General features: G+C 70.5%; 22 protein-coding genes and 1 riboswitch. Of the genes, 11 read left to right on the top strand and 11 right to left on the bottom strand.

From position 1 onward, the window contains the following. Nucleotides 1-20 precede the first annotated feature (20 nt). Nucleotides 21-1,358 (bottom strand): MATE family efflux transporter, encoded by a 1,338-nt coding sequence (locus AB0O21_RS00310; RefSeq protein ID WP_365164334.1) that lies wholly within the window; start codon nt 1,356-1,358, stop codon nt 21-23. Nucleotides 1,359-1,810: 452 nt separating this feature from the next. Here AB0O21_RS00310 and dnaB point away from each other — a divergent pair, with 452 nt between their 5' ends. Then, nucleotides 1,811-3,292 (top strand): replicative DNA helicase, encoded by a 1,482-nt coding sequence (gene dnaB / locus AB0O21_RS00305; RefSeq protein WP_365165390.1) that lies wholly within the window; start codon nt 1,811-1,813, stop codon nt 3,290-3,292. Between the two features lie 9 nt (nt 3,293-3,301). Beyond that, nucleotides 3,302-4,687 (top strand): serine hydrolase domain-containing protein, encoded by a 1,386-nt coding sequence (locus tag AB0O21_RS00300; RefSeq protein ID WP_365164332.1) that lies wholly within the window; start codon nt 3,302-3,304, stop codon nt 4,685-4,687. Between the two features lie 9 nt (nt 4,688-4,696). Here AB0O21_RS00300 and AB0O21_RS00295 read toward each other — a convergent pair whose 3' ends face one another. Genes AB0O21_RS00295 through AB0O21_RS00285 form a run of 3 tightly spaced genes read right to left on the bottom strand, consistent with a single transcriptional unit; the run spans nt 4,697 to nt 7,293 of the window. Next, the gene (locus tag AB0O21_RS00295; protein WP_365164330.1) at nt 4,697-5,872 is read right to left on the bottom strand and encodes a winged helix DNA-binding domain-containing protein; all 1,176 of its coding nucleotides are present in this window, start codon (nt 5,870-5,872) and stop codon (nt 4,697-4,699) included. A gap of 57 nt (nt 5,873-5,929) precedes the next feature. Next, entirely contained in the window at nt 5,930-6,391 is a 462-nt protein-coding gene (locus tag AB0O21_RS00290; RefSeq protein ID WP_365164327.1) for a GNAT family N-acetyltransferase, read from the bottom strand. Nucleotides 6,392-6,405: 14 nt separating this feature from the next. Beyond that, the gene (locus AB0O21_RS00285) at nt 6,406-7,293 is read right to left on the bottom strand and encodes a GNAT family N-acetyltransferase (protein WP_365164325.1); all 888 of its coding nucleotides are present in this window, start codon (nt 7,291-7,293) and stop codon (nt 6,406-6,408) included. Between the two features lie 138 nt (nt 7,294-7,431). Between AB0O21_RS00285 and AB0O21_RS00280 the strand changes: the two genes are divergently transcribed. Further along, the gene (locus AB0O21_RS00280; RefSeq protein WP_365164322.1) at nt 7,432-8,082 is read left to right on the top strand and encodes an HAD-IB family phosphatase; all 651 of its coding nucleotides are present in this window, start codon (nt 7,432-7,434) and stop codon (nt 8,080-8,082) included. A 143-nt stretch (nt 8,083-8,225) separates the two neighbouring features. Beyond that, nucleotides 8,226-9,413, top strand: a complete 1,188-nt coding sequence (locus AB0O21_RS00275; RefSeq protein ID WP_365164319.1) for a globin domain-containing protein — start codon at nt 8,226-8,228, stop codon at nt 9,411-9,413. A 37-nt stretch (nt 9,414-9,450) separates the two neighbouring features. Here the strand turns inward: AB0O21_RS00275 and AB0O21_RS00270 are convergent, their stop codons facing one another. The 5 genes from AB0O21_RS00270 to AB0O21_RS00250 all read right to left on the bottom strand — a co-directional run bounded on the left by AB0O21_RS00270 (nt 9,451) and on the right by AB0O21_RS00250 (nt 13,129). Continuing rightward, the gene (locus tag AB0O21_RS00270; protein ID WP_365164316.1) at nt 9,451-9,930 is read right to left on the bottom strand and encodes an NUDIX hydrolase; all 480 of its coding nucleotides are present in this window, start codon (nt 9,928-9,930) and stop codon (nt 9,451-9,453) included. Nucleotides 9,931-9,989: 59 nt separating this feature from the next. Then, nucleotides 9,990-10,886, bottom strand: a complete 897-nt coding sequence (locus AB0O21_RS00265; RefSeq protein WP_365164314.1) for a LysR family transcriptional regulator — start codon at nt 10,884-10,886, stop codon at nt 9,990-9,992. Nucleotides 10,887-11,079: 193 nt separating this feature from the next. Continuing rightward, nucleotides 11,080-12,243, bottom strand: coding sequence for a cystathionine gamma-lyase (locus tag AB0O21_RS00260; RefSeq protein WP_365164311.1), 1,164 nt, complete (start codon nt 12,241-12,243; stop codon nt 11,080-11,082). Then, nucleotides 12,240-12,737: a low molecular weight protein-tyrosine-phosphatase gene (locus tag AB0O21_RS00255; RefSeq protein ID WP_365164308.1), complete on the bottom strand. Its 498-nt coding sequence runs from the start codon at nt 12,735-12,737 to the stop codon at nt 12,240-12,242. The genes AB0O21_RS00260 and AB0O21_RS00255 overlap by 4 nt, the downstream gene beginning before the upstream one ends. Before the next feature lie 11 nt (nt 12,738-12,748). Further along, nucleotides 12,749-13,129, bottom strand: coding sequence for a phage holin family protein (locus tag AB0O21_RS00250; RefSeq protein ID WP_365164306.1), 381 nt, complete (start codon nt 13,127-13,129; stop codon nt 12,749-12,751). Nucleotides 13,130-13,218: 89 nt separating this feature from the next. On the opposite strand from AB0O21_RS00250, the gene AB0O21_RS00245 reads away from it, so the two are divergent. The 4 genes from AB0O21_RS00245 (at nt 13,219) to AB0O21_RS00230 (ending at nt 15,521) form a co-directional block, all read left to right on the top strand. Next, complete coding sequence (locus tag AB0O21_RS00245) at nt 13,219-13,536, top strand: cupin domain-containing protein (protein WP_365164304.1); 318 nt, start codon at nt 13,219-13,221, stop codon at nt 13,534-13,536. Nucleotides 13,537-13,717: 181 nt separating this feature from the next. Beyond that, the gene (locus AB0O21_RS00240; protein WP_365164302.1) at nt 13,718-13,945 is read left to right on the top strand and encodes a DUF5326 family protein; all 228 of its coding nucleotides are present in this window, start codon (nt 13,718-13,720) and stop codon (nt 13,943-13,945) included. A gap of 291 nt (nt 13,946-14,236) precedes the next feature. Then, the gene (locus tag AB0O21_RS00235; protein ID WP_365165388.1) at nt 14,237-14,974 is read left to right on the top strand and encodes a helix-turn-helix domain-containing protein; all 738 of its coding nucleotides are present in this window, start codon (nt 14,237-14,239) and stop codon (nt 14,972-14,974) included. A gap of 97 nt (nt 14,975-15,071) precedes the next feature. After that, nucleotides 15,072-15,521 (top strand): SsgA family sporulation/cell division regulator, encoded by a 450-nt coding sequence (locus AB0O21_RS00230; protein WP_365164300.1) that lies wholly within the window; start codon nt 15,072-15,074, stop codon nt 15,519-15,521. Nucleotides 15,522-15,753: 232 nt separating this feature from the next. Here the strand turns inward: AB0O21_RS00230 and AB0O21_RS00225 are convergent, their stop codons facing one another. Beyond that, nucleotides 15,754-17,172: a YibE/F family protein gene (locus AB0O21_RS00225; protein WP_365164298.1), complete on the bottom strand. Its 1,419-nt coding sequence runs from the start codon at nt 17,170-17,172 to the stop codon at nt 15,754-15,756. A 73-nt stretch (nt 17,173-17,245) separates the two neighbouring features. Beyond that, nucleotides 17,246-17,391, top strand: a riboswitch (TPP riboswitch). Here AB0O21_RS00225 and thiC point away from each other — a divergent pair. Then, nucleotides 17,386-19,176 carry a phosphomethylpyrimidine synthase ThiC gene (gene thiC / locus AB0O21_RS00220; RefSeq protein ID WP_365164296.1) on the top strand — a complete coding sequence of 597 codons (1,791 nt, stop codon included), beginning with the start codon at nt 17,386-17,388 and terminating at the stop codon, nt 19,174-19,176. It overlaps the preceding riboswitch by 6 nt. Nucleotides 19,177-19,261: 85 nt before the next feature. On the opposite strand, the gene AB0O21_RS00215 is transcribed toward thiC, so the two are convergent. Further along, nucleotides 19,262-20,374 (bottom strand): glycosyltransferase, encoded by a 1,113-nt coding sequence (locus AB0O21_RS00215; RefSeq protein ID WP_365164294.1) that lies wholly within the window; start codon nt 20,372-20,374, stop codon nt 19,262-19,264. Between the two features lie 250 nt (nt 20,375-20,624). Here AB0O21_RS00215 and AB0O21_RS00210 point away from each other — a divergent pair, with 250 nt between their 5' ends. Both AB0O21_RS00210 and AB0O21_RS00205 read left to right on the top strand, forming a co-directional pair. After that, nucleotides 20,625-21,779, top strand: coding sequence for a hypothetical protein (locus AB0O21_RS00210; RefSeq protein ID WP_365164292.1), 1,155 nt, complete (start codon nt 20,625-20,627; stop codon nt 21,777-21,779). A gap of 229 nt (nt 21,780-22,008) precedes the next feature. Beyond that, nucleotides 22,009-22,941 (top strand): hypothetical protein, encoded by a 933-nt coding sequence (locus tag AB0O21_RS00205; protein ID WP_365164290.1) that lies wholly within the window; start codon nt 22,009-22,011, stop codon nt 22,939-22,941. The last annotated feature ends 33 nt before the right edge of the window (nt 22,942-22,974 follow it).

Raw genomic sequence — 22,974 nt, 5'->3', positions numbered from 1 at the left:
TGTTTCACGTGAAACATCGCCTACCGGGTGGCCCCCGCGACCAGCCAGCGGCCCGAGCGGGCGCGCAGCTGGAGGGTCGCCATGCGGACCAGCATCATCAGCGTCATGGCCCACCACAGGGCCGTCAGGCCGCCGCCCAGGGCCGGGACGAGTAGGGCGGCCGGAGTGAACACGGCGAGCGTCAGCAGCATGGCCCAGGCCAGGTAGGGGCCGTCGCCCGCGCCCATCAGGACGCCGTCGAGGACGAAGACCACGCCGCAGACGGGCTGCGAGACGGCCACGACCAGCAGGGCGGGCAGGATGGCGCTCTCGACGGCCGGATCGGTGGTGAACAGCGGGATCAGCAGGGGGCGGGCCAGGACGACCAGCAGACCGAGCACGATGCCCGATCCGATGCCCCACTGCACCATGCGTCGGCAGACGGCCTTGGCGCCCTCGGTGTCCCCCGCCCCCAGGTAGCGGCCGATGATCGCCTGTCCCGCGATGGCGATGGCGTCCAGCGCGAAGGCGAGCAGGCTCCACAGCGCGAGCAGGATCTGGTGGGCGGCGATGTCGGCGTCGCTGAGCCGGGCGGCGACCGCGGTCGCGATGATCAGGATGGCGCGCAGGGACAGCGTGCGGACGAGCAGCGGTGCCCCGGCCTGTGCACAGGCGCGGATGCCCGCCGCGTCGGGGCGCAGGGACGCACCGTGTCGGCGGGCCCCGCGTACGACCACGACGAGGTAGGCGGCGGCCATGGCGCACTGGGCGATGACCGTGCCCCAGGCGGAGCCGGCGATGCCGAGCCCGGCGCCGTAGACGAGGGCGACGTTCAGGCCCGCGTTGAGGGTGAAGCCGCCGATGGCGACGTAGAGCGGGGTGCGGGTGTCCTGGAGCCCGCGGAGGACGCCGGTGGCGGCGAGGACCATGAGCATGGCCGGGATGCCGAGGGCGGAGATCCGCAGATAGGTCACCGCGTACGGGGCGACGGTGTCGGAGGCTCCGAAGAGGGAGATGAGCCAGGGGGCCGTGGGCAGGACCACGGCGATGACGGCCACGCCGAGCAGGAGGGCGAGCCAGATGCCGTCCATGCCCTGCCGGATGGCAGCCGGGAGATCGCCGGCGCCGACCCGGCGGGCGACGGCCGCGGTGGTGGCGTAGGCGAGGAAGACGAAGACGCTCACCGCGGTGGTGAGCAGGGCGGCGGCGATGCCGAGGCCGGCCAGCTGGGGTGTGCCGAGGTGTCCCACGATGGCGCTGTCGGCCAGTACGAAGAGGGGTTCGGCGACGAGTGCGCCGAAGGCGGGGACGGCGAGTGCGAAGATCTCGCGGTCGTGCTGTCTCGGCGCGCTCTTCGGTGCTGGGGGGGCCTGTGTCATGGGCTCAATCTAATCTTCCACAGGTAATAGATGCAAGGGTCATTGGATCCTTACCTTGGCGTCGTTCGGGGCCTTCGTTCGGCCTCATTCGCGGTGATCTTGAGACAGTGGCCAAGATTTTTCCGCCGGGATCCTGTTCAAGGGAGAATTCGCAGGTCAGGTGGTGTGTGTGGGTGGGGCAGGTGATTTTGTCCACAGCGTCGTCCCCCGGTCCGTGCACAGCTTCCGAGGACTTACCCACAGCATTGGCGCCGTCGTCCACACCTCATCCACACAGCCTGTGGATAACAAGATTGGCTGACGCCGCTCGCGGCCCTACCGTGGTGCGTTGCCCGACTCGCCGACAGCCGATTCGGGTGCCCCAAATGTCAGAGCCGTGACGTAGAAAGAGTGGCACGGCGAGGTCCGCTTTGCGGACGGGAGGAGGCGGCCCGGTGAGCATGCCCGAGCCCATGGACGACCCCTGGGCCGACAGCGGTCCGGGTGACCGTCTGCCCGCCCGTCCGCGCCGTAACAGTGAGGGCCGCGGCCGCGGCGACGAGCAGCACGACCGGGGCCGCGAGGGCGGCTCCTGGGACGGCGGCGGCAGCGGCGGTGGCGGCGGTGGCGGCTTCGAGCGAGTCCCCCCGCAGGACCTCGACGCCGAGCAGTCGGTGCTCGGCGGCATGCTGCTGTCGAAGGACGCCATCGCCGACGTTGTCGAGGTCATCAAGGGCCACGACTTCTACCGGCCCTCCCACGAGACGATCTACCAGGCCATCCTCGACCTGTACGCCAAGGGCGAGCCGGCCGACCCGATCACCGTCGGCGCCGAGCTGACCCGGCGCGGCGAGATCAGCAAGGTCGGCGGGGCCTCGTACCTGCACACGCTGGTGCAGTCCGTGCCGACGGCGGCGAACGCCGAGTACTACGCGGAGATCGTCCACGAGCGGGCTGTGCTGCGCCGGCTGGTCGCCGCCGGTACGAAGATCACGCAGATGGGATACGCGGCCGACGGCGACGTCGACGAGATCGTCAACAGCGCCCAGGCCGAGATCTACGCCGTCACCGAGCAGCGGACCTCCGAGGACTACCTGCCGCTCGGCGACATCATGGAGGGCGCGCTCGACGAGATCGAGGCGATCGGGTCCCGCAGCGGCCAGATGTCGGGCGTCCCGACCGGCTTCACGGACCTCGACTCCCTCACCAACGGTCTGCATCCCGGCCAGATGATCGTCATCGCGGCCCGTCCCGCCATGGGCAAGTCCACCCTCGCGCTGGACTTCGCCCGCGCCTGCTCCATCAAGGCCAACCTGCCCAGCGTGATCTTCTCCCTCGAAATGGGGCGCAACGAGATCGCGATGCGCCTGCTCTCGGCGGAGGCCCGGGTGGCCCTGCACCACATGCGCTCGGGAACGATGACCGACGACGACTGGACCCGGCTGGCCCGCCGGATGCCGGACGTCTCCGCTGCCCCGCTGTACATCGACGACTCCCCCAACCTGTCGATGATGGAGATCCGGGCCAAGTGCCGTCGGCTCAAGCAGCGCAGCGACCTCTCCCTCGTGGTCATCGACTACCTCCAGCTGATGCAGTCGGGTGGTTCGCGCCGTCCCGAGAGCCGCCAGCAGGAGGTCTCGGACATGTCCCGAAACCTCAAGCTGCTGGCGAAGGAGCTCGAGGTCCCCGTGATCGCGCTGTCCCAGCTGAACCGTGGCCCCGAGCAGCGCACCGACAAGAAGCCGATGGTCTCCGACCTGCGTGAATCGGGCTCCATCGAGCAGGACGCCGACATGGTGATCCTGCTGCACCGCGAGGACGCGTACGAGAAGGAGTCCCCGCGCGCGGGCGAGGCCGACCTGATCGTGGCGAAGCACCGCAACGGCCCCACGGCCACTATCACCGTGGCCTTCCAGGGCCACTATTCGCGGTTCGTGGACATGGCCAACACGTAGCATCCGATCATGGATGAGCTCTCTGAGGACCTGGAACTTCTCCCCGCCACCCGGCGCGCGCTGAGGCACCGGCTCGCCGTCGCGCAGAGCGAGGGGCGGGCGCCGTCCGTCGTGGCCGCCGTCGTGCGGGGCGGGGAGGTGGTCTGGGAGGGTTCCCGGACCTGTGTGGAGGGGCACGGGCCGGACGGCGACGTCCAGTACCGGATCGGGTCGATCAGCAAGACCTTCACGGCCGTTCTGGTGCTGCGCCTGCGCGACGAGGGGCTGCTCACGCTCGCGGACCGGCTGGAGCAGCACCTGCCGGGGACCGGGGCAGGCGAGGTGACGATCGCCCAACTGCTGGCGCACACCGGTGGGCTGGCGGCCGAGACGCCCGGCCCGTGGTGGGAGCGCACGCCCGGTGACCTGCGGCCCGAACTGGCCGACGTACTCGGTGCCGAGCCGTTCGTGCACGTGCCCGGACGCCGGCACCACTATTCCAACCCCGGTTACACGCTGCTGGGTTCGCTCGTCGAGGCGGTGCGGGGCAAGCCGTGGGAAGAGGTGCTGCGGGCCGAGGTGCTGGAGCCGCTCGGGCTCAGCCGGACGAGCGGGCGGCCGCGGGCGCCGCACGCGGGCGGCTGGGCGGTGCATCCCTGGGCGGACGTGATGATGCCGGAGCCGCTGGAGGACCTGGGGCTGATGGCGCCGGCCGGTCAGCTGTGGTCCACGACCAGGGACTTGGCGCGGTTCGCGGACTTCCTGCTGCGCGGGGACGAGCGGGTGCTGGGTGCGGAGTCCGTACGCGAGATGCGCACGGCCGCTGCTCCGCCGGAGCCGGGTATCGCCGAGCTCGGCTACGGACTGGGCGTGCAGCTGGTGGCCGACGGCGGGCGGCGGCTGGCGGGCCACAGCGGATCGCTGCCCGGGTTCGTCGCGGGGCTGTTGCTGAGCGAGGCGGACGACGTGGCGGCGGTGGTGCTCGCGAACTGCACCTCGGGCGTGCCGGCGCTGACGGTGGCCGCGGACCTCGTGGGGATCGTCGCGGAGGCCGAGCCGCGGATCCCGGAGCCGTGGCGGCCGTTCCCGGAGGCCGATCAGGTGGCGCTGGAACTGTGCGGCCCCTGGTACTGGGGGACGTCGGCGCAGGCGGTGCGGCTGAAGGCGGACGGGTCGCTGGAGTTGGGGCCGGTGGGCGGGGCCGGCCGTTCGGCGCGGTTCCGGGCCGAGGCGGACGGCAGCTGGACGGGACTGTCCGGCTACTACGCGGGTGAGACGCTGCGGGCGGTGCGCCGCGAGGACGGCTCGGTGAGCCACCTCGATCTGGCGTCCTTCGTGTTCACGCGGGAGCCGTACGACGCCGAGGCCCCGGTGCCCGGCGGGGTGGACCCGCAGGGCTGGCGGGGCATCGGCTGACGGCTCCGCTCAGGCGACGAGTTCGCGCTCCAGCGGAGTGCGGAAGCGCGGGGTGATGCGGGCCTCCCCCACCCATGCGGCGAGCCGGGCGGCCTCGGCGGTGACCGCCTTCTCGGCGGCGGGGCCGGGGCTGCCCAGGAGCCGCCAGACGATCTCGCCGTCGGCGCGCTGGGCCCAGCCGCCGATGACCTCCCCGTTCCACCACACGGTGGGGCCGATGTTGCCGGCGTAGTCGAAGAGGGCGCTCTTGTGGGCGGGATCGAGGTGGAAGCCGCGGTCGGCCCAGCCCATGCCGCTCGGGTCGAGGGCGGGCAGCAGGGCGGCCCAGGGCTCGCCGGCCGGTTCGGGCGCGGTGTCGCCGGGGCCGACGAGCGCGGTGCTGCCGTCGTCGAGGCGGACCTGCTCGGGGCCGACGGCGGCCAGTGCCTTGCGGACGTCGGTGAGGGTCCAGCCGGTCCACCACTTGAGGTCGGCCTCGGTGGCCGGGCCGTAGGCGTACAGCCAGCGCTGGGCGATCTCGGCGCGGGCCTCGGCGGCCGGTACGGCGGGCCACGGCTCGGTGTGGACCCAGCGGTACTGGCTCGAGGTCCAGGATCCGCGCGGGCGGTCGCGGCGGATCCGGCCGTCGGCGGCGAGCAGGCGGATGACCCGGGTGGCGACACCCTGCTCGGCCTCGTACTTCTTGCCGCGGCTGATGGTGATCTTCTGGCGCAGGGCGGGCACGGCCGCGGACAGCTGGCTGCCGGTGCAGGGGCCGCCGGCGTCGAGTGCGTCGAGGGCGGCGGCCTCGGCCCGGGCCAGCCAGTCGGAGTCGAGGCCCTGTCCGTCCTCGTCGAGGTGCTTGAGGAGGGTGCGGCGCTCCTTGACGGCGATTCCGCGGGCGGTGGAGGAGTCCACGTGCGGGGCGAGCTGGGTGGAGACGGCGAAGAGCGTGTTGCGCATGCTGAGCAGCCGCACGAGGCTGACGTCCTCGTACAGCGCCCGCTCGATGGTGTCGGGTCCGCTCTCGGCCAGCCGGGCGCGGGCGGAGAGGAAGAGGGTCGCGGCGTCGGTGGCGTGCAGGGCGACCACGGCGTCGGCCGCCTGGGCGACCGTGGCGGCGCGGGCCGAGGGGGCCAGCCGGTGGCGTCGGCCGAGCCGGTGGCGGCGCTCGGCAGTCGTGACGAGGGGGAGGCTCGGGCTCATCCTCCCGATCGTAGGCCGGGCCGCGGACAGTGCGGCCCGGCCTGCCGGTGTGCCCTGTCAGAGCTGCAGTTTGAATCCGACGTGGGAGGCGGCGAAGCCGAGCCGCTCGTAGAAACGGTGGGCGTCGGTGCGGGTCGCGTCCGAGGTGAGCTGGACGAGGTCGCAGTTCTCCGCGCGGGACTTCTCGACGGCCCATTCGATGAAGCGGGTGCCCAGGCCGCTGCCGCGCTCGTCGGCGTGGACGCGGACGCCTTCGATGATGGAGCGGGTGGATCCCTTGCGGGAGAGGCCGGGGACGATCGTCAGCTGGAGGGTGCCGACGACCCGGTCCGCGCGGACGGCGACGACCAGGTGCTGGTTCGGGTCGTCGGCCAGGCGCTTCAGGGCCGTGCGGTACGGGGTGAGGTCGTCCGGGGATTCGCGGGTGGCGCCGAGCGGGTCGTCGGCGAGCATCGCGACGATGTCGGGCAGATCGGCCTCGACGGCGGGGCGGATGGTGAGCTCGGATGTGTCGGTCATGGGGGTGTCCTCTCTCAGCCCGCGGCCACGGTCAGCGGTGCCCAGCGGCGCGTCCAGTCGCCGGGCAGGCCGGGGAGGCCCCGGGTCATGACGGCGTTGAGGCCGACGGAACCGAGGCCGCGGTCCTTGAGCCAGCCGATCAGCTCCTGGTGGCGTACGTCGACGTCGGTGCGCAGCGGCCGGTCGGTCGAGGCCGCGAGGGCGGTGACGAGTGCCCGGGCGTCGGCGGTGTCGCGGGCGATGAGCGGGCCGATGACGTGGGTCTCCATGTTCGGCCAGATCGCCGCGTAGCCGGTGAGGTCGCCGTGGGCGTCCTCGGCGACGAGTACCCGGTCCGCGAAGGCGGGAAGTCTCGTGATCATGTGGGTCCGGTCGGTGCCGAAGACTTCGGAGTCCAGGCGGAGAATGCGCGGGATGTCCTCGCCGGTGGCCGGGCGGACCGAAGCGGAGCTCCGCGCGGGCTCTGCGGGACCGGGCCGGAAGGTGCCCTTCAGCATCTCGGCGCTGCCCGTGGTGTGGAAGCCGAGTTCTTCGTAGAGGGGCCGGCCGTAGGGGGTGGCGTGCAGGGTGAGGGGGACGCCCTTGAGGGCGTCGTCACAGACGTGCCGCATCAGGCGGCGGCCCAGGCCCTGGCGGGCGTAGCGGTCGGCGACCAGTACCATCCCGATGGCGGCGAGCTCCGGTCCGCTGTGGCCCTGGCCGTACGGGGTGACGATGCATGCGGCCGCGAGCCCCCGGCCGTCCGGGGCGTCCATGCCGTAGCCGTTTCCGGCGGCGAGGAGCAGTCCCCACTTGTGGTCTTCGCGGGGCCAGCCGCGGTCCTCTGACAGGTCGGCGCAGCGGTGGAGATCGTCCACGGTCAGCGCCCGGATCGGCAGATCGGTGATGTGTGGTGGTGTCACCGGCCCAGAGTGGATCACCGGCCGGGAGTCGTCCAGGGGATTTGGAGGCTGAACCAGGGCGATGTTTCACGTGAAACATCGGCCCGAAACAGGTCGATGTTTCACGTGAAACATCACGGGCGGCTAGCCTCGACGGTTATGACCCTCCTGCACCTCTTCGACCTCGACGGGACGCTGATGTACGGCTCGGCGGCGCCGGTCGAGATCTCCCGTCAGCTTGGCGTGGGTGCCGAGATCGCCGAGCTGGAGCGGTCCTTCGGTGCGGGTGAGATCGGTCCGCACGAGTTCTCGGTGGGGGCCCACGCGCTCTGGGCGGACCTGACGCCCGCGCACGTCCGGGCGGCGTTCGAGGGGTCGCCCTGGCTGGCGGGCATCCGGGACGTGTGGCGGGAGATCCGGGAGCGCGGGGACTACTGCGCGGTGATCTCGCTGTCTCCGTCCTTCTTCGTGGAGCTGCTCCTGGAGTGGGGTGCGCATGCGGCGCACGGCTCGGTCTTCCCGGAGGTGCCGTTCACCCGGCCCGTGGAGGCGGCCGGGATTCTGACGCCGGAGGGGAAGGTCACGGTGGCGGACCGGCTGTGCGAGCGGTTCGGGGTGCGGCGGGGCGACTGTGTCGCGTACGGGGATTCGTCGACCGACGTGAAGCTCTTCGAGGCGGTGCCGGTCTCGGTGGCGGTCAACGCCCGGCCGTATCTGGCGGAGCGCGCGACCCATGTGTACGAGGGCAGGGACCTTCGAGAGGCATATCAGCTCGTAGGGGTGGCACGCCCGGGAGTTGAGGCATCTTAAGGGGAAAGTGGGTTCGAAACGCGGATTTTCCGCATTTCCCCGCAGGCCTCTGAGTCGGCTGGCACGCTGTGAAGCCCGGAACCACGGATTCACAGGCCGTGGCGCGTGCATACCCGACCGAGATGCCCGAAGCGAGGCACCGCATGGACGCTCCGCCCACCAGATCGGCCAGACGGGGAACGGCCCGGATACCCGGTGAGGGCGCGGCGCCCGAGGCCTCACCCGACGCCGTGCTGATCCGCCGGACCCTCGCGGAGATCGCGCCCGTGGCCGACCGGGTGACCTCGTACTTCTATGCACTGGTGTTCACCGGGCACCCGGAGGTCCGGGGCATGTTCCCCGCAGCGATGGACGTGCAGCGGGACCGGCTGCTGAAGGCGCTGCTCACCGCCGCCGAGCACATCGACAATCCGGCTGTGCTCGCCCCCTACCTGCGCCGGCTGGGCACGGGCCACCGCAAGTACGGCACCATGGCCGGGCACTACCCTGCGGTGGGCGAGGCCCTGATCGGGGCGCTGGCCCGGTACGCGCAGGAGACGTGGGGGCCGGAGACGGAGGCCGCCTGGGTGCGCGCGTACACCGCGATCTCCCAGATCATGATCGACGCGGCGGCGCAGGACGAGGCGAAGGCGCCGGCGTGGTGGCACGCGGAGGTGGTCTCGCACGATCTGCGCACCCCGGACATCGCGGTGCTGACGGTCCGTCCCGACCAGCCGTACCCCTTCCTCGCCGGCCAGTACACGAGCCTGGAGACCCCGTGGTGGCCGCGGGTGTGGCGGCACTACTCCTTCGCCTCGGCGCCGCGCGCCGACGGGCTGCTGTCCTTCCACGTCAAGGCCGTTCCGGCGGGCTGGGTCTCCAACGCGCTGGTGCGCCATGCCCGCCCGGGGGACGTGCTGCGACTGGGGCCGCCGGCCGGGTCGATGATCGTGGACCACACCACGGACAACGGGATGCTGTGCCTGGGCGGCGGCACCGGCATCGCCCCGATCAAGGCGCTGATCGAGGACGTGGCCGAGCACGGGGAGCGGCGGCCGGTGGAGGTGTTCTACGGGGCGCGCAGCGACCACGACCTCTACGACAAGGACACCCTGCTGGGGTTGCAGCGCACGCATCCGTGGCTGTCGGTGCGCCCGGTGGTCGGCGACGGTCTGGCCGGGCAGCTGCCGCAGGCGGTCGGCGAGCACGGGCCGTGGAGTTCGTACGACGCGTACATCTCGGGGCCGCCCGCGATGATCCGCAACGGGGTGGACGAGCTCAGGCGGATCGGGATCCCCGACGAGCGGATCCGGCACGACGCCGTGGAGGAGCTCGCGGGCGTCGCGGGCTGACACCGGCGGGCGCGTCCCGCCGGTGCCGGGCCCCGGTTCAGCCCAGGTCGGGAGCGTGCATGGCGCGGACCCCCTCGATGTTGCCGTCGAGGTAGTGGCGCAGGGACAGCGGGACGAGGTGGACGGCGGCGATGCCGACGCGGCTGAAGGGCACGCGGACGATCTCGTACTCGCCCTCGGGCTGGTCGACCTCGGGTCCGTGCCGTTGGGTCGGGTCCATCGATTCGAGGTGGCAGACGAAGAAGTGCTGCACCTTCACGCCGGTGACTCCCCCGTCGGCGATGTGCTCGACGGTGTCGACGAAGCAGGGCACCACATCGGTGATCTTCGCGCCGAGTTCCTCGTGGACCTCTCGGTGGAGGGCGTCGACGACGGTGGTGTCCGAGGACTCCACTCCCCCGCCGGGGGTGAGCCAGTAGGGATCGACGCCGGGCTTGGTGCGCTTGATGAGGATCAGGTCGTCACCGTCGAGCAGGATCGCGCGGGCGGTGCGTTTGACCACGGGACGTTCGGTCATGGGAGAAGAGTGGCCCACGACTCCGCTTCTGAAACGCGCCAGGCGTCTCGAACGGGAGCTCACCAGTGCGCGGCGGCGCGCAGCAGCAGTTCGTGGGCCCGTGCGAGATGGGCGAGGGCGAGGCTGCCGGCCCGTACGACGAGGAACCAGGTGCGCAGCGGTGGGACCGCGGGCTCCGACAGGGCGACGATCCGGCCGCTGTCGAGGGCGTCCTGGCACAGGTAGCGGGGGATGACGGCGAGTCCGGCGCCGGCCTGTACGCATTCCAGTACGGCGCGCAGGTCGGGTGCGACCACGGTGGCGGCGGAGGCGGGCGGTACCTCGAAGACGGCGGCCCAGTAGCGGGTGGCGAGGGGCAGGCTCTCGTGGACCTCGACGAGCGGGATGCCGTCGAGCGCGGCGGGGCCTTCCTCGCGCAGCCGGTCCCGGTCGACGAGGGCGGCCCAGTAGGGCGCGGCGACCAGGACGTGCTCCTCGTCGCACAGGGCGGTGGCGGTGAAGAGGCCGCCGCGCGGGCGGGCGGTGGTGGCGACGAGGTCGTGGTGGCCGGCGGCGAGGCCGTCGAGGGCCTCCTCGGCGCCGGGGTGCAGGGTGGCGCGCAGGGTGTGGCCCTGGCCGACCAGAGGCGCGAGGGCGGGCAGGACCCGCAGGCCCAGGAATTCGGGGGGTCCGGCGACGTGGAGGGTGCGTAACGCTCCGGCGGACTCGCGCTCGGTCTCGGTGATCCGCAGGAGGGCGTCGAGGTGCGGGGCGGCCTTGTGGGCGAGTTCGTCGCCCACGGCGGTGGGGGTGACGCCGCGGGCGCGGCGGTGGAAGAGGGGGCGTCCCAGCTGGCGTTCGAGGGTGCGGATCTGGGAGGTGACGGCGGGTTGGGACAGTCCGAGGAGGGCGGCGGCGCGGGTGAAGGACCCGGCCCGGTGGACGGCGACGAAGGTGCGCAGCAGAGTCAGGTCCATGGCGGCACCTCGACCTCTCGGTGGGGGCCTTCAACCATAAATCTGCGGATAGGCCCCTGTCGCTACCGTGATTGGACTCTGACGCAGAGTCAATTAGCCTTGTCGGGTGGTTCTCGACGGTGTTTCTCCCGCGATGGACCCGCGGCGGTCCGAGCCATGAGGGGGGAGGCTCGGACCGCTTTCCACGGTCCTTTCAGCTGCCGCCACCGGCCGATTCGAGGGCCCGCAGGACGTCCGCGACCAGGTCTTCGGTGTCTTCGGCGCCGGCGGAGAAGCGGATGAACCCCTCTGGGACGGCGTCGCCGCCCCACCGTCCGCGCCGTTCGGCGGTGGACCGTACCGAGCCGAAGCTCGTGGCGTCCTCGACCAGGTGTAGAGCGCTCATGAACCGTTCCGCGTGCGCGCGGTCGGGCAGGGTGAAGGAGACGACCGAGCCGAAGCCGCGCATCTGGCGGGCTGCCGTCTTGTGGGAGGGGTCCGTGGCCAGGCCCGGGTAGCGCAGCCCGGTGACCTCGGCGCGGCCGGTCAGGGCCCCGGCGACGGCCAGCGCGTTGGCCCACTGGCGCTCGGCGCGCAGCTGGATGGTGGCGAGGGAACGGTGGGCGAGCCAGGCCTCCATGGGGCCCGGGATCGCGCCGACGATCTTCCGCCAGCGGCGGACGAGGGCGGCGAGTGCGGCGTCCCGGCAGACGACGTACCCGAGCAGCAGGTCGCCGTGGCCGGTGAGCCCCTTGGTGCCGCTGGCGACGGAGAAGTCCGCGCCGAGTTCCAGGGGCCGCTGCCCGAGCGGGGTCGCCAGGGTGTTGTCGACGGCGACCAGGGTTCCGCCGGCGTGTGCGGCGTCCACCAGGCGGCTTACGTCGCAGACGTCGAGGCCCGGGTTGGAGGGGGTCTCGATCCACAGCAGCCGGGCCCCGTCGAGGACGGTGAGTTGGGCCTCGTCGGCGGTCGGAGCGGTGCGCACGTGGATTCCGTACGCCTCCAGCTGCTCGCGCAGCAGCGGCAGTGCCTGGTAGCCGTCGTCGGGCAGGACGACGGTGTCGCCGTGGCGGGCCTGGGAGAGGAGTACGGCGGAGACCGCGGCCATGCCGGAGGCGAAGACCACGGTGTGCACGTCCTGGCCGGGGGCTTCCAGTTCCCCGATCGCCTGCTCCAGCAGGGTCCATGTGGGGTTGGTGTCGCGGCCGTAGGTGTACGGGCCCTCGACGTCGCCGGGCAGGTGGAAGTGGGCGGCGAAGGCCGGTCCGGGCAGGGTCGGTTCGTTCTTGACGGGTGCGGGCAGCCCGGCGCGGACGGCGAGGGTGCCGTCGCCGAGCCGGGCCGCCGCGGTTCCGTCGGTGTGCGGATGGTCGTTCACGCGCTGTGCTCCTTCAGGGCCAGGGCCTCGCGTACGGCGTCCAGGAGTCCGGGGGTTGCCGCCTCGACCAGCTCCAGGCACTCCTCGAACCCGTCGAGCGATCCGTAGTAGGGGTCGGGTACGTCGCCTTCCGCGGCGGTGGCCGCCGGGTCGAAGGACCGCAGAAGGCGGACCTTGGCGGCGTCCTCCGGCGTGGGCGCGAGCATCCGGAGGTCCCGCAGGTGCCCGGCGTCGAGGGCTATGACGAGGTCGAGACCGGCGAACCAGGAGGACCGGAACTGCCGGGCCCGGTGGTCCTGCTCGTACCCGGCGGCCTCCAGGACGGACACGGTGCGCGGGTCGGCCGGGTGGCCCTCGTGCCAGCCGCCGGTCCCGGCGCTGTCCGTCTCGACCAGGGAGTCGAGTCCGGCTTCGGCGACGCGGGCGCGGAAGACGGACTCGGCCATGGGCGAGCGGCAGATGTTGCCCGTGCAGACGAAGCACACGCGGTACATGGGAGGCCCGTTCAGTTCTTGTCGGGCAGGACCATGTTCACGGCCCAGCTGACGATGGAGATGATCAGGCCGCCCAGGACGGCGGTCCAGAAACCGTCGACGTGGAAGCTGAGGTCGAGCTGCTTGGCCAGCCAGGAGGTCAGCATCAGCATCAGGGCGTTCACGACGAGGGTGAACAGGCCCAGGGTGAGGATGAACAGCGGCAGCGAGAGCAGCTTCACCATGGGCTTGACTATGAAGTTGACCAGGCCGAAGACCAGCGCGACCAGGAGCAGCGTCAGCGTCCGGCGGCCCAGGCTGCTGCCGTCGTCGAGGGTGATGCCGGCGAGCAGCCAGATGGCAACGGCCAGGGCGGCCGCGTTGGCGAGCGTCTTGACTACGAAATTCGTCATGTGTCTGATCGTGGCAGAGAAGATCCCGGGGGGACATCCGCAGATCAGCGGATACCCGGGAACGACGGAGCACAAGGGGCACAAGGACGATGAAAGCGTTCCGGCTGGACGAGCTCGAAGCGGAGCGGGCCGCCAACGAAGGCGCCTATCTGCAGTTCCTGCGTGAGCGGAACATGTCGGTCGGGCTGTACGCGCTCGACGCGGGGCAGAGCGACCCACAGCAGCCGCACCGGCAGGACGAGGTGTACTTCGTGGTGAGCGGGAGGGCCTCGATCACGGTCGGGGAGGAGACGACGATGGTCGCGCGCGGCAGTGTCGTCTACGTCCCGGCGGGGGTGCCGCACAAGTTCCACCACATCAGTGAGGACCTGAAGGTGATGGTGGTGTTCTCCCCGCCGGAGGCATGAGGACCCGCCCGGGGCCGAGGCCGGCGGATCAGGGTCGGGGCCCTGATCCGGCGTCCGGCCCCTAGGGGGCGGATCAGGGGACTCCGGGGGCTCGCGGGCCCCCGTCGGCGTCCGCCGACTCCTAGCATCGAGAGCAGGAAGTCACGGACGTGGCCGAAGAAGAGGAAGAGGTCGAGGAGACATGGACGGGATCCGAGAGACGTTCGCGGGGATGCCCTGGTGGGTCAAGTGGGTCGCCATTCCGCTGCTGGTGCTGTTCGTCTTCGGCGGTGTGATCACCAGCATCCTGGGCCTGCTGATCGGGTTCGTCTTCAAGCTGCTCCTCCTCGCCGGCCTCGTCGGCGCCCTGGTCTTCGTCGTGAAGAAGGTCGGCCGGGGCGGTTCGAAGTCCTCGTCCACCGAGTGGTAGAAGTATGCGGACCGGAGGGTTCCGCGATTGCGCCAGGTGAGGGAACGTGACGGCGGAAACCGCTCACACGCCGGGAATCGGCGGATAGAGTGGCAATCTGTGCCGTTCCCTGGGCACCGAAAGCCGGTTCTGCCGCCCTGACCTGCGGTTATGTCAAGTAGCCGCCGAGTACGCCCCCCAGGATCGATGGCATGCGCGGGGGCGGCCCCCGCAGGGCGGGCCTCCCCAAAGGCCCGCTGCCACGCCTGGGGGTGAGCTTTGTCTTCGGTTCACAATGCCGGTGTGCCGACTCTGATCGGTTCGGTGCAGCGGGCGCTGAGGCTGCTCGAAGCAGTGGGATCCCATAGCGAGGGAGCCCCGGCGAAACAGCTGGCACGCGAAGCCGGGCTCCCGCTTCCCACCGCGTACCACCTGCTGCGCACCCTCACGCACGAGGGATACCTCCGCAGGGAGAGCGGGGTGTTCGTGCTGGGCGACGCCGCCGGCCGGCTCGCCGGTGGCGGACTTCAGCAGAAACGTCGCAGCATGATCCTCGACTCGCTCGCGCACTTCCGCGACGCGGTCGGGGCCCCCGTCTACTTCGCGGTCTACCGCGAGGGCGAGATCGAGGTCGTGGGCGTCTCGGACACCCCGGCCAACCCGGCCTGCGAGGAGTGGGCGGACTTCCGGGCGACCGGCCACGCGCACGCCATCGGGCAGTGCCTGCTCGGCCAGCTCGACGACGAGGCCCGCCAGGACTTCTACGACCGCCACCCGGTCGAGGCCATCACCCCTTATACCGTGCGGGATCTGCGCTCCCTGGAGAACCGGATCGGGGCGCTCGGGCGAATGCAGCCAGTGACCGAACGCCAGGAATATGCCCTCGGCACAGTCTGTGCCGCGATCCCCATCACGGCGGGCGATACCGCCGCGACCATGGCGATTTCTCTGCCTCTACACCAAGAAGATCGATTGCTGTATGCGGTTGATCGGCTACGGAGTGAAGTAGGCGCGCTGTTGAGCACCCTCTCGTTCTCTATCAGTATCTGAAAACTCACTCCTTGTGATCTGCTAGCGCTTCCACCACTCTTGTCAAGAGGGCCTTGGGGGATCATTCCTGGCCACTTCCACTACAGCGGGGTAGGCAATGCGCGAGTCGGTACAGGCAGAGGTCATGATGAGCTTCCTCGTTTCCGAGGAGCTCTCGTTCCGGATTCCGGTGGAACTCCGGTACGACGCTCGTGACCCCTACGCAGTCCGCCTGACCTTCCACCTTCCCGGAGACGCGCCCGTGACCTGGGCGTTCGGCCGGGAGCTTCTCCTCGACGGCATCAACAAGCCGTGCGGTGACGGCGATGTGCACATCGCCCCCACCGATCCCGAGGAACTGTCCGACGTCCACATCCGGCTCCAGGTCGGGGCCGACCGAGCTCTGTTCCGCGCCAGCGCGGCCCCGCTCGTCGCGTTCCTCGACCGCACCGACCGGATCGTTCCGCTCGGCCAGGAGCGGAACCTGGGTGATTTCGAGGAGAACCTTGACGAGGCGCTCGACAAGATCCTCGCCGAGTCGAAGCAGAACGAGCAGAACGCGGGCTGACGCACCACGACCGCACACCGGCACCACCGGCAGCATCGGTTCCACCAGCAGCACCAGCCGTACAGGCAACACCGGCGTCCGCTGACCAACGGACGGCCCCGACCATGAGGACAGGCTCAGCGTGCCGACGCGCTGAGCGCCACGTCCCGCCGATCTTCACCGGCCGGCACCACGCGCGACCTGACCAGCCGCGACCGCCGGCCCTTCGTTCCCGTCGTCCGGGAACCATCCTTCAGCGCTTGCGCCGCCGGCCCCGGCCGCCGCGGACCGGCCCCGAGGCCGGCGAGGCGACCGGGGATCCCGGTCGGTCGGCCGAAACGACCAGCGCGGCCAGCGCCGTGGTCACCGGGACCGAGGCCACGAGCCCGATCGAGCCCACGAGGGTCCGTACGATCTCCACCGCGACCAGCTCGCTAGTGGCCACGGACCCCATGCTGCTGTTCGCGATCGAGAACAGCAGCAGCAACGGCAGCGCGGCGCCGGCGTAGGCCAGCACGAGCGTGTTGACCACCGACGCGATGTGGTCGCGGCCGATCCGGATGGCTGCCCGGTATAGCCCGCGCGAGCCCATCGACGGGTCGGCCTGGTGGAGTTCCCAGACCGCGGAGGTCTGAGTGACCGTCACGTCGTCGAGCACGCCCAGGGAGCCGATGATCACGCCCGCGAGCAGCAAACCGCTCATGTCGATGTCCGGATAGAGCCCGTGGATCAGGCCGGTGTTGTCATCGGTGTTGCCAGTGAGGAACGCCCAGTCGATGAATACCGAGCCCAGCAGCCCGATCAGCAGCAATGAGGCGAGCGTGCCGATGACGGCGACCGAGGTCCGGGCCGTCAGTCCGTGGCACATGTACAGGGCGATCAGCATGATGGCGCTCGCCCCGATGATCGCGACGAGCAGCGGGTTCGAACCCTGCAGGATGGCCGGGAGGATGAAGAGGGTCAGCACGCCGAAGCTGATGACCAGCGCGATCAGCGCGAACAGCCCGCGCATCCGCCCGACGACCACGACCGCCACGGCGAAGATGAGGGCCAGCACTGCCATCGGGAACTTGCGGTTGACGTCGATCACCGAGTACTGGAGGTCGCGCGGGGCGTCCGGCGCATAGGCCACCACCACCCCCTGGCCCTTCTCCAACTGCCGTGGCGCGCCCGGTTGGACTACCTCCACGAAGGTCCGCCCCTTGTCCGAGCCGGTGCCGACCTCGATGGTGGCCTTCTTGCACTCCCCCGTCTGCGCGGCTTGTGCCTCGCGCCCCTCGGGGGTGGACGTGTCGCCCGTCGGCGGCACCTGAGAGGCGTTCACGGATTTGCAGTCGACACGTTCCAGGGAGACGACCGTGGCCTGCTGGGTCTGCTGGTCGAAACCGACCCCCGTGCGCTCGTGGGCCGGGGCACCGCCCGGCCAGAGCACCGCCATCCCGATGAAGACGGCGGCGGCGAAGGGGATCAGTACGGCCGCGATGACCTTGCGCAGGTGCTTCGAGACGGGGGCCGCCGGACCATGGCCATGGCTGTGCCCGCTGTGGCCATGGCCGTGACCGTGGCTGTTCCCGTGTGAGTGACCGGATGCTTGCCCGGCACCTGAGTGCTCGTGGCCGGTGTGGCCATGGGGCTCTGTGGGCTCGATGGGAGGCTGCGGCGAGGAGGTCACCGGCAGATCATCGCAAGAGATGAGGGGGGCCCACTGTTCAGCACGCCATGGAGGGCGCTAGCGTGGGGGCTACTTTGCACAACGCGGGAGCTCGGAGCACCGGGCTGAGAGGGCGCTGATCACCGTACGCGCATCACAGATGCGTACGGGAAGAGGCTGCGTCGACCGCCGAACCTGTTACCGGGTAATGCCGGCGTAGGGAGATCAGGTCTCATGACCATTCAGGACGACGCACGCACACCTGCCGTCAGCCAGGACAACGACGGCCAGACCGAGCGCCAGCCCGGCTGGCACAAGGGATACCTGGCGGGCTCCCGCCCCGACATTCGGGTGCCGGTCCGGCAGGTCCACCTCACCAACGGCAAGGACGTGACGCTCTACGACACGTCCGGTCCGTACACCGACCCGCAGATCGAGACCGACGTGCGCCGGGGCCTGCCCCCGCTGCGCGAGAACTGGATCATCGGCCGCGGCGACACCGAGGAGTACGCGGGCCGCCCCGTGCGCCCCGAGGACGACGGCATCAAGCACACCTCGCCGCGCGGTGGCCTCAAGAACCTCGACGCGGTCTTCCCGGGCCGCCCCCGCCAGCCCCGCCGGGGCCGTGGCGGCGCCGCCGTCACGCAGCTCGCGTACGCCCGCCGGGGCGAGATCACCCCGGAGATGGAGTACGTCGCGCTCCGCGAGAACGTCTCCCCCGAGGTCGTTCGCGAGGAGATCGCCGCAGGTCGCGCGGTGCTTCCGGCCAACGTGAACCACCCCGAGATCGAGCCGATGATCATCGGCAAGCGGTTCCTGGTGAAGGTCAACGCCAACATCGGCAACTCGGCCGTCACCTCCTCCATCGAGGAGGAGGTCGACAAGATGACCTGGGCGACCAAGTGGGGCGCCGACACGGTCATGGACCTCTCCACCGGCCGCAACATCCACACCACCCGCGAGTGGGTCCTGCGCAACTCCCCCGTGCCGATCGGCACCGTGCCGCTCTACCAGGCCCTCGAAAAGGTCGACGGCCGTGCCGAGGACCTGACCTGGGAGATCTACAAGGACACGGTCATCGAGCAGGCCGAGCAGGGCGTCGACTACATGACGGTCCACGCCGGCGTGCTGCTGCCGTACGTGCCGCTGACCGCCCGCCGCAAGACCGGCATCGTCTCGCGCGGCGGCTCGATCATGGCCGCGTGGTGCCTGGCGCACCACAAGGAGAACTTCCTCTACACGAACTTCGAGGAGCTCTGCGAGATCCTCGCGACGTACGACGTCACGTACTCGCTGGGCGACGGCCTGCGCCCCGGCTCCATCGCGGACGCCAACGACGCGGCGCAGTTCGCGGAGCTGAAGACGCTGGGCGAGCTGAACACGATCGCCAAGCGCCACAACGTCCAGACCATGATCGAGGGCCCGGGCCACGTCCCGATGCACAAGATCAAGGAGAACATCGACCTCCAGCAGGAGATCTGCGAGGAGGCGCCGTTCTACACGCTCGGCCCGCTGACCACGGACGTCGCGCCCGCGTACGACCACATCACCTCGGGCATCGGCGCCGCGATGATCGCCTGGTGGGGCACCGCGATGCTCTGCTACGTGACGCCCAAGGAGCACCTGGGCCTGCCCAACCGGGACGACGTGAAGACCGGCGTCATCACGTACAAGATCGCGGCGCACGCCGCCGACCTGGCCAAGGGCCACCCGGGCGCCCAGGAGTGGGACGACGCCCTGTCGGACGCGCGGTTCGAGTTCCGCTGGGAGGACCAGTTCAACCTGGCCCTCGACCCGGACACGGCCCGCGAGTTCCACGACGAGACCCTTCCCGCCGAGCCGGCCAAGACCGCGCACTTCTGCTCCATGTGCGGTCCGAAGTTCTGCTCGATGAAGATCTCGCAGGACATCCGGCGCGAGCACGGCGGCGACCTGAAGGCCGAGGAGATCCAGGCGGGCATGGCGGAGAAGTCCGCCGAGTTCGCGGCCTCGGGCAACCGCGTCTACCTGCCGCTGGCCGACTGACCCGGCGCACCGGAAAACGGGACGGACCCGCGACCCTTGGGGGGAGTCGCGGGCCCGTCCGCCGTCCAGGCGCGGGGGTTGGCGGTCAGGCGGGGACGAGGTTCGGGTCCAGCTTGCGCCGCGCGAAGTCCAGGTTGGCGCTGACTCGGTCGAGCTGGTCGGCCGGCAGCGCGTCGGACCGGAGGAGGCGCTCGCAGCAGTCCGCCGTCTCCCGGTACTCGCCGACCCAGTAGGCGGCCACCGCGAGTTCGTCGAGCGCGCGCCATTCGTACCAGTCGAACTCGACGAACAGGATGTCGTCCGGGCGGGGGATCGCCGCGGCCTGCCGGGCGAACAGGTACGCCAGCGGGAAGCGGTTCTGCTGGCGGCAGAGGCGGGCGAGGCTGCCGAGCGACTCGGCGCGCGAGGGGCGGCTCTCGTGGGCGCGGAGGAACCGGTCCGTCACCTCGGCCGGCGGCCGGTCCAGGCTCGCCGCGATCCGTGCCGCGTAGAGCTGGGAGCAGTAGGCCTCCTCGGCGAAGCCGCCCATGGCCGCCCGGCGGTCGTAGGCGGCGAGGGACTTCTCCGGTTCTCCCGCGTCGCGCCAGCTCTGGGCCAGGTAAAACACGTAGCGGGTATTTTCCGGCTCCTTGATGAGGCCCTGTTCCAGGACTTCGGCGTCGCGCAGGTATTTCTGCCGTTCGCCTCCGTCTCTGAGGCGCGCCCCGCCGCCGACGATGAGCATGTTGATGCCTTCGAGAACCGCGCTGCTGTACTGGGCCGATTCGCATTCCAGGTACTCGTGGAGCACGCCGACGTATCGCCACGGCAATCGCGTCGATACCAGAACGGGACGCCAGTGAATGACGGGCGCGTGATGAATTGCGATCCGGTACACATCGTGCGTCAGCTCCGGCATGCTGAATCCTGGCTGTACTTCCATCACATCATCGGCGTCGATGAAAAGCAGGTAGTCCGCCGTCGGGCGGGCCAGGTCGATGGCCTCGCTGCGGCTGCCGTCGAAGCCCTTCCACGGGCGTTCGTGCAGTTCACCGGGTAGATCGCTGAAGCACTCGCGGATGATGTCCTGGGTGCCGTCGGTCGAGCCGGTGTCCACGATCACCCAGGTGTCGATCAGGGGCCGCACCGATTCCAGGCATTTCCGGATCACCGGGGCCTCGTTTTTTACGATCATATTCAAGCAGATTTTTGCTTTCAAGGGTCCCATCCACTGTGGTGATGACAGTGCCCGCACGTCGCACGTCGACGGTAGGGATCCGCGCAATTCCATGCAAGGAAGCGTGACCGCAATACGAGAAAGGCGCCATTTGGCGGCGCATCACTGGTCCGATCCGTTGATGTCATTGCGAGGCGTCACGCCGCTCGGGACCGGGATCCTCACGATGACCGAGGTGGCCCGCAAGGCGCCATCGCATCGTTCGATCCGGTTTCCAGAAGGAGCGGCGTATATGAATCCCGAGAACAAGACCAGGACCACCCTCGGCCCCCTCCCCCGGCGGAGCGGCTGGGTGACGGGCGGAACCCTCGCCTCGCTTGCCCTGGTCTTGATGGGGGTCGCCACCCCCGCGCTGGCGGTGGGTCAGACCATCCAGGCTGCCCAGACGGTCCAGGCGGCGAACCCTCCGGGTGATGAGCACTGCGAGGACCACGGCAAGCCGGACCACGACGAGCCGTGGGGAGCGGACGTCTGGTTCGACGAGCCGCACGGTGACGACGAGTGCGACAAGGACAAGCCGGGCGCCACCGGAGCGACCGGTGCCACCGGAGCCACGGGTGCGACGGGTGCCACGGGCGCGACCGGTGCCACGGGCGCGACGGGTACGGGTCAGGGCGCGACCGGCGCGACCGGCCCGACCGGTCCGACGGGCCCGACCGGCGCCACCGGCGTCGGCCAGCAGGGTGCCACCGGTGCGACGGGCGCGACGGGTGGCACGGGCGCGACCGGCGCTACGGGTCCGACGGGTTCGGGTCAGGGCGCGACCGGCGCGACCGGTGCGACCGGCCCGACGGGCCCCACGGGCCCGACGGGTGCCACCGGCGTCGGCCAGCAGGGTGCCACCGGTGCGACGGGTGCCACCGGTGCGACGGGTGGTACCGGTGCGACCGGTGCCACGGGAACCGCCATCTGCAGTGACGTCGACGCCTACAAGCCCAGCGGCAGCGAGGAGGTCAAGGCCGTCCTCACCCCGGACGCCCAGGGCAACCCGATCGCGTACGCCGGTATCCGCGACCTGCAGAGCGCGGTCACCCCCTTCATCTGGTACGACCTCACGGACAACAACGGCCCCGACCCGAGCGACCAGCCGACCTACCCCGATGGCGCCTGCGCCATCTCCATCGCCTCCCAGACGAGTAGCGACTCGGGCGTCTCGGTTCAGGTGCTCACCGAAGACGGAGAGGTATGGGAGACGACCTGCGAGATCACCAACGTGGGCAACCCGCCGCCGCCGTTCGGGTCCCGGCGACTCGAGTGCACCGAGATCTGGGAGGAACTGACCCAGCCGACGCCGGGTTCCGACGGCCCGCCTCCGACTCAGCTCAACAACAGGTTCAAGGACAAGGCCGGCATCCTCAAGGACCGCAAGATGCTGAACAAGAAGTAGTCCAGCAGTAACCCCACACGGCCCGGAGCGCCGTCGGACGATCACGTCCGGCTCGCGCTCCGGGCCTCCGGCGTTCCGAGCCGCCATTGGGTGCCTATCGCTAGTCCGATAAGTGGACTTTCGTGCGAGGTGTCGCGCCGCTCGAGACCCGGATCCTCACGATGGCCGAGGTGGTCCACAGGCCCACAGCGCAGATCGTTCGATCCGGATTCGAGAAGGAGCGGCGTACATGAGCCCCGAGAACAAGACCAGGTCAACCCTCGGCCCCCTGCCCAGGAGGAGCAGCTGGCTGGCCGGCGGAACCCTCGCCTCGTTTGCCCTGGTCATGATGGGAGTCGCCAGCCCCGCGCTCGCCGCGGGGCAGACCATCCAGGCGGCGGAGGCGGTCAAGGCGTCCAGGGCCTCGGGTGGGGACCACTGCAAGGACCACAGGCCGAACTACAAGCCGAAGGCGGCCCACACCGAAGCCGCCGGCCCCGTCGGCGGCGACAAGTGCGACAAGGGCAAGCCGGGTCCGACGGGCGCGACCGGTGCCACGGGCGCGACGGGTGCCACCGGTGCGACGGGCGCGACCGGTCCCACGGGTCCGACCGGTCCCACGGGCGCCACGGGTGGCACGGGTGGTACGGGCGCCACGGGTGCCACCGGCGCGACCGGCGCGACCGGTCCCACGGGGCCGACCGGCCCCACGGGTGCGACCGGTCCGGCGAGGTGCGTGGACGTCGACGCCGTCGCGGACAACAACGCCTGGGAGGTGAAGGCCGCTCTGACGGCGGACCGCATCGCCTTCGTCGGAATCCGAGACGTCCAGGGCTCGTTCGCCGGCAACAACGCGACCGAGTTCAGCTGGCACAACCTCACCATCAACCCGCCGCACACGAACTACCCGAGGGACGCCTGCGCGATCTCCATCGCCCACCAGGCAAACAACATCTCGATCCAGGTGCTGACCGAGTCCAATCAGCTCTGGGAGACCCTCTGCTTCGTCGTCCCCGAGGGCAATCCGGCGACGCCGCGAAACTTCGAGCTCGACTGCACGGACACCCCGATGGTGCCGCAGGACAACGGGGCGGGTCCCTGGGTTCAGAGGATTCCCGGCCCGAGCGGTGTCATCCCGCTGAGCCGCTCCGCGGTCAACCACGCTCCGAAAGACATGAAGTAGCGGTCATGCGGTAGTGGCGGCGCGGCCATCGGC

The organism is Streptomyces sp. NPDC091371, from assembly GCF_040684275.1.
GTDB lineage: Bacteria > Actinomycetota > Actinomycetes > Streptomycetales > Streptomycetaceae > Streptomyces.
This window is presented reverse-complemented; position numbering and strand designations above follow the sequence as displayed.

Bases quoted from the DNA above. Each gene is read 5' to 3' on its own strand.
- AB0O21_RS00290 (WP_365164327.1), bottom strand. From the start codon at position 6,391: ATGACCGACACATCCGAGCTCACCATCCGCCCCGCCGTCGAGGCCGAT.
- AB0O21_RS00205 (WP_365164290.1), top strand. From the start codon at position 22,009: ATGAGCCCCGAGAACAAGACCAGGTCAACCCTCGGCCCCCTGCCCAGG.
- AB0O21_RS00245 (WP_365164304.1), top strand. From the start codon at position 13,219: ATGAAAGCGTTCCGGCTGGACGAGCTCGAAGCGGAGCGGGCCGCCAAC.
- AB0O21_RS00270 (WP_365164316.1), bottom strand. From the start codon at position 9,930: ATGACCGAACGTCCCGTGGTCAAACGCACCGCCCGCGCGATCCTGCTC.
- AB0O21_RS00230 (WP_365164300.1), top strand. From the start codon at position 15,072: ATGCGCGAGTCGGTACAGGCAGAGGTCATGATGAGCTTCCTCGTTTCC.
- AB0O21_RS00240 (WP_365164302.1), top strand. From the start codon at position 13,718: ATGGACGGGATCCGAGAGACGTTCGCGGGGATGCCCTGGTGGGTCAAG.
- AB0O21_RS00250 (WP_365164306.1), bottom strand. From the start codon at position 13,129: ATGACGAATTTCGTAGTCAAGACGCTCGCCAACGCGGCCGCCCTGGCC.
- thiC (WP_365164296.1), top strand. From the start codon at position 17,386: ATGACCATTCAGGACGACGCACGCACACCTGCCGTCAGCCAGGACAAC.
- AB0O21_RS00310 (WP_365164334.1), bottom strand. From the start codon at position 1,358: ATGACACAGGCCCCCCCAGCACCGAAGAGCGCGCCGAGACAGCACGAC.
- AB0O21_RS00210 (WP_365164292.1), top strand. From the start codon at position 20,625: ATGAATCCCGAGAACAAGACCAGGACCACCCTCGGCCCCCTCCCCCGG.
- AB0O21_RS00280 (WP_365164322.1), top strand. From the start codon at position 7,432: ATGACCCTCCTGCACCTCTTCGACCTCGACGGGACGCTGATGTACGGC.
- AB0O21_RS00275 (WP_365164319.1), top strand. From the start codon at position 8,226: ATGGACGCTCCGCCCACCAGATCGGCCAGACGGGGAACGGCCCGGATA.
- AB0O21_RS00255 (WP_365164308.1), bottom strand. From the start codon at position 12,737: ATGTACCGCGTGTGCTTCGTCTGCACGGGCAACATCTGCCGCTCGCCC.
- AB0O21_RS00295 (WP_365164330.1), bottom strand. From the start codon at position 5,872: ATGAGCCCGAGCCTCCCCCTCGTCACGACTGCCGAGCGCCGCCACCGG.
- AB0O21_RS00300 (WP_365164332.1), top strand. From the start codon at position 3,302: ATGGATGAGCTCTCTGAGGACCTGGAACTTCTCCCCGCCACCCGGCGC.
- AB0O21_RS00265 (WP_365164314.1), bottom strand. From the start codon at position 10,886: ATGGACCTGACTCTGCTGCGCACCTTCGTCGCCGTCCACCGGGCCGGG.
- dnaB (WP_365165390.1), top strand. From the start codon at position 1,811: ATGGACGACCCCTGGGCCGACAGCGGTCCGGGTGACCGTCTGCCCGCC.